Origin of the sequence: Mesorhizobium sp. M2D.F.Ca.ET.226.01.1.1 (genome assembly GCF_004022705.2) — a bacterium.
Classification (GTDB): domain Bacteria; phylum Pseudomonadota; class Alphaproteobacteria; order Rhizobiales; family Rhizobiaceae; genus Mesorhizobium.
The window spans coordinates 68,231-74,898 of sequence record NZ_RZOY02000021.1 but is presented as its reverse complement, the minus strand read 5'-3'; the positions used below and the strand labels follow the sequence as shown (position 1 = coordinate 74,898).

Annotated in this window: 5 protein-coding genes and 1 pseudogene; 4 read left to right on the top strand and 2 right to left on the bottom strand. The window is 63.4% G+C overall.

Annotated elements, in window-relative coordinates:
* Together EN869_RS31680 and EN869_RS31675 are read left to right on the top strand one after the other, a co-directional pair.
* A pseudogene (locus EN869_RS31680) lies at positions 1 to 132 on the top strand (IS481 family transposase); the annotation flags it as partial.
* A gap of 33 nt (positions 133 to 165) precedes the next feature.
* Complete coding sequence (locus tag EN869_RS31675; protein WP_127230508.1) at positions 166 to 1,188, top strand: LacI family DNA-binding transcriptional regulator; 1,023 nt, start codon at positions 166 to 168, stop codon at positions 1,186 to 1,188.
* Positions 1,189 to 1,541: 353 nt separating this feature from the next.
* Here EN869_RS31675 and EN869_RS31670 read toward each other — a convergent pair whose 3' ends face one another.
* Both EN869_RS31670 and EN869_RS31665 read right to left on the bottom strand, forming a co-directional pair.
* Positions 1,542 to 2,330 carry a methyltransferase domain-containing protein gene (locus tag EN869_RS31670; RefSeq protein WP_127230507.1) on the bottom strand — a complete coding sequence of 263 codons (789 nt, stop codon included), beginning with the start codon at positions 2,328 to 2,330 and terminating at the stop codon, positions 1,542 to 1,544.
* 54 nt (positions 2,331 to 2,384) lie between these two features.
* Positions 2,385 to 2,966, bottom strand: coding sequence for a TetR/AcrR family transcriptional regulator (locus EN869_RS31665; RefSeq protein WP_127230506.1), 582 nt, complete (start codon positions 2,964 to 2,966; stop codon positions 2,385 to 2,387).
* Between the two features lie 248 nt (positions 2,967 to 3,214).
* On the opposite strand from EN869_RS31665, the gene EN869_RS31660 reads away from it, so the two are divergent.
* A complete protein-coding gene (locus EN869_RS31660) occupies positions 3,215 to 3,454 on the top strand; it encodes a hypothetical protein (RefSeq protein WP_127230514.1) in 240 nt (79 codons plus the stop codon).
* Positions 3,448 to 6,645 (top strand): multidrug efflux RND transporter permease subunit, encoded by a 3,198-nt coding sequence (locus tag EN869_RS31655; RefSeq protein ID WP_127230505.1) that lies wholly within the window; start codon positions 3,448 to 3,450, stop codon positions 6,643 to 6,645. Before EN869_RS31660 ends, EN869_RS31655 begins: the two co-directional genes overlap by 7 nt.
* The last annotated feature ends 23 nt before the right edge of the window (positions 6,646 to 6,668 follow it).

Below are 6,668 nucleotides of genomic sequence, written 5' to 3'. Positions count from 1 at the left end.
CACCGCGCCGCAGAGTTGCCGGTCTGGCTGCACAGATACAATTGGCACCGTCCCCACGGGAGCCTAAAGTCCAAAACACCTATCAGTCGCCTCGCTCTAACCGAGGACAACCTGTTGAGGCTCCACACCTAGCAGGGGCTCGTATCAGATCCTATGACTGGACCCATGAAAGCCACCGTATCCGATATCGCCAGAAGCTGCGGCCTGTCGACCGCGACCGTCGACCGGGTGCTGAACAATCGTCCCGGCGCGAGTGCGGCCAACCGGCAGCGCGTGATGGAGGCGGCCAAGCAGCTCGGCTATCTGCCGACGCTCGACCAAGTCGTACTGCCGTCGAAGCCGGCGCATCTCGAATTCTTCCTGCCGATCGGCTCCAACGCCTTCATGGCCGACCTTGCGCATCACATCGAGGACTATGCGGCGCGCCTGCCTCTGGTCGCCTCCTGCCGCATCCACAACCTTGCCGGCATTTCGCCCGGCGCGCTGCAGGGCGCGGTGGAGAATCTGTCGCTCAAGGCCAACGGCGTCGGCGTCATCGCCGTCGACCATCCGCGCACACGCAACATCCTGCGCGAGCTGGTCGAGGCCGGAATCAGGCTGGTCACGCTGGTCTCGGATGTGCCGGCCGCGCCACGCTCGGCCTATGTCGGCATCGACAACCGCGTGGCGGGCCGCACCGCGGCGCTGCTGATGGGCCGCTTCCTCGGCGGCCGCACAGGGCATCTGGCGATGGTGATCGGCTCACGCTCCTATCGCGGCCATGAGGAGCGCGAGATGGGATTTCGCTCGGTGCTCAGCGAGGAGTTTCCCAACCTCACAGTCTCCGGTGCCGCCGAGAGCCAGGACGATCCGGAGGCCAGCTACAGCGCCACCATCAAGGCGCTGCACAACGAACCGGACCTGCTCGGCATCTACTGCGTCGGCGCGGGACGTTCCGGCGTGGCCAAGGCGCTGCTGGAGGCCAAGCCGCGCAGGAAGCCGGTGTTCATCTGCCATGACCTGACCAAGGAAACGCGCCGCTATCTCGTCGACGATCTCGCCGATGTCGTCATCGACCAGAATGCGCGGCTGATCGCCGAGCAGTCGGTGATCCGCCTGCTCGGCTCGATCGCCTCGTCGGCGCCCTATCTGACGAAGAAATTCATCGAGCCGCGCCTGATCTTCAAGGAGAACGTGCCGGTACAGTAGACCGATGACGGGTCCCGGCGGGATGGTTTCTCGGATTTGTCTGACGATTGATCCGGCAATTCTGCACAGCAGCTATGCACGTTTCGCAATTGCCGAATCATTGGGCAACTCGTATCTATGAACCTGTCGGATGTCTTCCTCCTCCCAGACACCGGCGCTGAGTGCGGTTCACCTCCTCCCGTGCCGTATTCGAAATCAAGCCCGCTGCCACCTCCTCCCGGCAGCGGGCTTTTTCTTTGCGCGCCAAAGGCGGAGGAGAAGCCAGTCCATCTGATGCTGACCAGCTACGAGCTATCTCTTTGATTTAACGCAATTCCGGACGGAAAACCGCTCACACTTTTCCTGGAATTGCTCTAGCCTTTCGCTGTCACCAGATTGGAGCTGAGTTCGAAAACGACTCCAGATCCATCGGCGTAGGACTGCAGCACGGGCGCACTCCCGCTCACAATATCCTCCACGACGCGCTTGCGTTCGTGATCGGCCATTGCCTTGCCGGCAGCACTCATGCCGACCAGCGCCATCGTGTTCAATCGCAGGAGCGGCGCCCCGTCCTCAAAGTGTATCCCGCGCGATATTGTCTTTGATCGAACGTCGTGGAAGCCGGCGTCCCGGAGCAGCGCCTCGATCAGCGCCGCATTGCCAAAGCTGTGACGCAGGTCCACGACTGGGCCGAGGAGTCGCTCGGCGACGCGGCGGAGTTCTCGAAAGAAGGGGATTTCCTCATCGGAGCGCCAAGTGGCAACCGCCAACCGGCCGCCCTGCGCCAGCGCGCGCCGCATCTGCGCCGCCGCGGCGGCCTTGTCGGGAAAGAACTGCAGCCCCTGCTGACAGACTACGACGTCGAACTCTTCGCTGTCGCGGAGCAGCAAGGCACTGGCGTTCCCTACGCGCCAATCGATGTCTGGCGCCACGGTGCGCGCGACGGCAAGCATATCGGCGTTGATGTCGATGCCGACGACATAGCCGGCGGCACCGAGCCGCTCCCTGGCAACGCGCGCGACTATTCCCGTGCCGCAGGCGATGTCCAACACACGGTGGCCTAGAGAGAGCTTGACCTCTTCGAAGGTCACTTCGGCCCAAGGGCGGAAGAGAGGACCCACGAGCCAGCGCTCATACATCTCCGGAAAACTTGCCTGACCCATCGTCTAGCGCCCGTTTTCGGGACAGCATAACAGAATCACGACGAGGCGAAGAGATCAGCGCGCCCGGAACGAGGCGATCAGGCTCTCGGCCATGCGCACGAATTGCGCGCTCGGGCCTTCGGCGCCGACGCTCTGCATCGAGACGCGGGCGCCTTCGAGCAGCAGCGACAGCGTGTCGGCGAGAAGCTCGGCCTGGCCGATGCCGGCATCGCGGCAAAGCGCAACCAGCTTTTCGCGCTGTGCTTCCTTCAGCTCCTTGATGACGCGCCTGGCCGGGTGATCGGCCTCGGTGAGCTCGACGGCGGCATTGGCCATGTCGCAGCCACGGCTGTCGACACTGAGCAATTCCGAAGCCTTCTGGACCCAGGCATGCAACTGGGCGAGCTTGTCACCGGGATGCCTGGCCTCGAACTCGTCCCATATCCTCGAAGCCTTCGCCGCCGTGGCCCGCAGGCATTCGATGACCAGCTCGTCCTTGGATTCGAAGTGACGGTAAAGCGTCATCTTGTTGGTGCCGGCAGCCTCGGTGATGGCGTCGACGCCAACACCCTTGATGCCGTGCTTGTGGAACATGTCCTGCGCCGTTTCCAGGATCCGGTCCCGGGGGCGGGAACGCTCCGCAACGCCGTCAGTCATCATGCTCTCCTTTCGTCGTTTCCAAAAAAACCGAGGTCACCTCTTGACTAGGGTGTTACCGGTCTGTAACTTTTAGATGTTACTTACTGGTAACACCTATATCACTCTCCGTCAAACGACAAGGCCACCGATAGGCCTGCCAGGGTGAGATAGGACAAAAAAACAGCCTGTCATGCGGCTTTGGCCGGTGAATTTGAGAAAAAGCGGCCCGTGATCAACCGATGCGGGACGAGCAAGGAGCCACTCCTATGCAAAAGCGCAAAGACCTGACGATCGACGAAGCCATCCGGGATCCGATGATCCGGCTGGTGATGAAGGCTGACGGGATCGATCCCAAAGCCTTCGAGCGGATGCTGCGCCAGCGCGCGGGCGACCAGGCGCCGGACGATGAAGTCCTGCCATATTTCCTGGCGGATTCCGGCTCCGGCCGGGCCCGGCGCCTGCGCCATTTCGCAAAACCCTTCGGCGAGGCGTCCGCATCATGGTAAATTTCTTCGTCCACCGTCCGATCTTTGCGTCGGCGATCGCCATGATCATGGTGCTCGCCGGCGCGATCGCTTATTTCCTTTTGCCGGTTTCGCAGTTTCCCGACATCACGCCGCCGCAGGTCGTGGTCAGCGCCCATTATCCGGGCGCCAGCGCGCAGGTCGTGGCCGATACGGTGACGACGCCGCTCGAGCAGCAGATCAACGGCGTGCAGGGTATGACCTACATGTCGTCGACGAGCTCGAATGACGGCTCCTCGACCATCACCATCACCTTCGACGTTGGCTATCCGCTGAGCACGGCGGCCGTCGACGTGCAGAATCGCGTCTCCCAAGCGGCATCCTCCCTACCCGCAATCGTCAACCAGGGCGGCGTGACGATCAAGAAGCAGAACCCCAATTTCGTGCTGATCGTCGACCTGACCTCGCCGGACGGCTCTGTCGATCCGGTGGCGCTGAGCAACCTTGCCTATCTGCAGGTCGTCGATCCGCTCAAGCGCCTGCCCGGCGTCGGCGACGTGCAGATCTTCGGCGAGCGCCGCTATTCGATGCGCGTGTGGCTCGATCCGGACAAACTGGCCAATCTCGGCATCACCGCCGTCGACGTCCAGAACGCCATTGCCGAGCAGAACGTGCAGGTCGCGGCCGGCAAGATCGGCCAGTCGCCGGCGCCCGCCGGCACCGCCTTCGAGATGCAGGTCAACGCCGTCGGCCGCCTCAGCGACCCGAAGGAATTCGGCGACATCGTCGTGCGCGCGAACTCGCAGAACGGCTCGCTGGTCAGGCTGCGTGACGTCGCCCGCATCGAGCTAGGCGCGCTGCAATATTCGTCATCCGCCTTCTTCGGCAAGGACCCGACGGTGGTGCTTGCCGTCTACCAGATGCCCGGCTCCAATGCGCTGGACCTGCAGCAGCGGGTCAAGGACAAGATGCAGCAGCTGTCGCAGCGCTTCCCGAAGGGCGTCAGCTACGCCATGCATTACGATACTACGCGCTTCGTGTCGGCCTCGATGCATGACGTGCTGATCACGCTCGGCGAAGCATTGGTGCTGGTCGTGGCGGTGGTGTTCATCTTCCTGCAGAGCTGGCGCACCACCATCATTCCGACCATCGCCATTCCCGTGTCGCTGATCGCGACGCTGGCGATCATGTATATGCTTGGCTTCTCGCTCAACATGCTTTCCCTGCTCGGCATGGTGCTGGCGATCGGCCTCGTCGTCGACGACGCCATCGTCGTGGTCGAGAATGTCGAGCGACAGCTGGAGGCCGGGCTGAAGCCGCTTGCCGCGACGCGCGCGGCAATGGCTGAAGTGACCGGGCCGATCATTGCCACCACCGCGGTGCTGATGGCGGTGTTCGTTCCCGTCGCCTTCATCCCCGGCGTCTCCGGCCGGCTCTACAACCAGTTCGCGCTGACAGTGGCGATCTCGGTCGGCATCTCCGCCTTCAACTCGCTGACGCTGAGCCCGGCGCTGAGCGCTGCCTTCTTGCGCCATCGCGGCGAAACGCAGTTCGTGCTGTTCCGCTGGTTCAACGCTGGCTTCGACTGGCTGTCGCATGCCTATGCGCATGGCGTGCGCATCCTGATCAAGCTGCGCTGGATCATGCTCGGCCTGTTCGCGGCCGGCCTCGTCGCCACTTATTTCGTCTGGCAGAAATTGCCTTCGACCTTCCTCCCCGTCGAGGACCAGGGCTATTTCTTCGTCGTCATCCAGCTGCCGGACGGCGCTTCCCTGGAGCGTACCGACGCGGTGGCCCAGAAGGCGCGCGACATCCTGCAGAACACGCCCGGCGTCGACATCGTCGGCTCGATCAGCGGCCTCAACTTCCTGACCAGCGCCGCGCAGTCGAACTCGGCCGTGGAATTCGCCATCCTGAAGCCGTGGGACCAGCGCGGTCCCGATCAGAACGCTTCGAAGCTCGTTGCCCAGGTGCGCAACAAGCTGTTGCAGATTCCAGAGGCCTTCGCGCTGTCCTTCGATCCGCCATCGATCCCGGGCCTCGGCACCACCGGTGGCTTCGAGTTCCAGGTCGAGGACCTTTCAGGCCGCGGCAGTGCGGCGCTGAACGACGTGACGCAGGCGCTGATTGCGGAAGCGCGCAAGCAGCCGGAGCTCAACCCGCAGCAGATGTTCTCGTCCTTCTCGACCTCGACGCCGCAGTTCAACTACGACCTCGATCGCAGCAAGGCGAAGCTTCTCGGCCTCAACCTGCCCGATGTCTTCAACACGCTGCAGATCTATCTCGGCTCGCTCTACGTCAATGACTTCAACCTGTTCGGCCGCACCTTCCGCGTGACCATCCAGGCGGACAAGGACGCGCGCGCCGACGCCACCGACATCTCGCGGCTCTATGTGCGCAACGCGTCGGGCGGCATGGTACCGCTGAGCACGCTGGGCAAGCTTGTGCCAATCGTCGGTCCCGAGACCGTGCCGCATTACAACAACAATGCCTCGGCCCTGATCAATGGCGGCGCCGCTCCCGGCTTCTCGTCCGGACAGGCGGTGGCGGCGATGGAGCGGGCGGCGGCGAACGTTCTGCCGCGCGACTTCGGCTACGAATGGACGGGCATCACCTTCCAGGAGCTCAAGGCCGGATCGATCGCCTCGGTCGTGTTCGGGCTGGCGATCGTCTTCGTCTTCCTGATCCTGGCGGCGCAGTATGAAAGCTGGGCGATGCCCTTCATGGTGCTGCTCGCCGTGCCGCTCGCCCTGTTCGGCGCCTTCGTGGTGCTTTTGCTGCGCGGCATGCAGATCGACGTCTACTCGCAGATCGGCTTCGTCATGCTGATCGGCCTCGCGGCCAAGAACGCGATCCTGATCGTCGAGTTCGCAAGACGGCGGCGCGAGGAAGGCCTGACCATCGTCGAAGCGGCGATGGAAGCGGCGCGACTGAGGCTGCGGCCGATCCTGATGACGGCCTTCGCCTTCATCCTCGGTGTTCTGCCGCTGATGTTCGCGACCGGTGCGGGTGCTGCCAGCCGGCAGTCGATCGGCACCACCGTCTTCGGCGGCATGGTGGCGGCGACAGTCCTGTCGCTGGTCTTCGTGCCGGTCTTCTACGCGGTGATCGAACAGCTGCGTGAGCGCGGCGAAAAGGAACCAGCCAAGGGACACCACGACGCCCCTCAGCAGCAAGACATTGAACCGACCGCCGAGCCGGCGGTTCAGCCGCTCGCCCAGGCGGCTGAATAGCTCGCAGGCGGCCGAATAGGATT

Excerpts from the sequence above, each read along its gene's own strand:
- EN869_RS31675 (WP_127230508.1), top strand. The coding sequence starts at position 166 with ATGAAAGCCACCGTATCCGATATCGCCAGAAGCTGCGGCCTGTCGACC.
- EN869_RS31660 (WP_127230514.1), top strand. The coding sequence starts at position 3,215 with ATGCAAAAGCGCAAAGACCTGACGATCGACGAAGCCATCCGGGATCCG.
- EN869_RS31665 (WP_127230506.1), bottom strand. The coding sequence starts at position 2,966 with ATGACTGACGGCGTTGCGGAGCGTTCCCGCCCCCGGGACCGGATCCTG.
- EN869_RS31655 (WP_127230505.1), top strand. The coding sequence starts at position 3,448 with ATGGTAAATTTCTTCGTCCACCGTCCGATCTTTGCGTCGGCGATCGCC.
- EN869_RS31670 (WP_127230507.1), bottom strand. The coding sequence starts at position 2,330 with ATGGGTCAGGCAAGTTTTCCGGAGATGTATGAGCGCTGGCTCGTGGGT.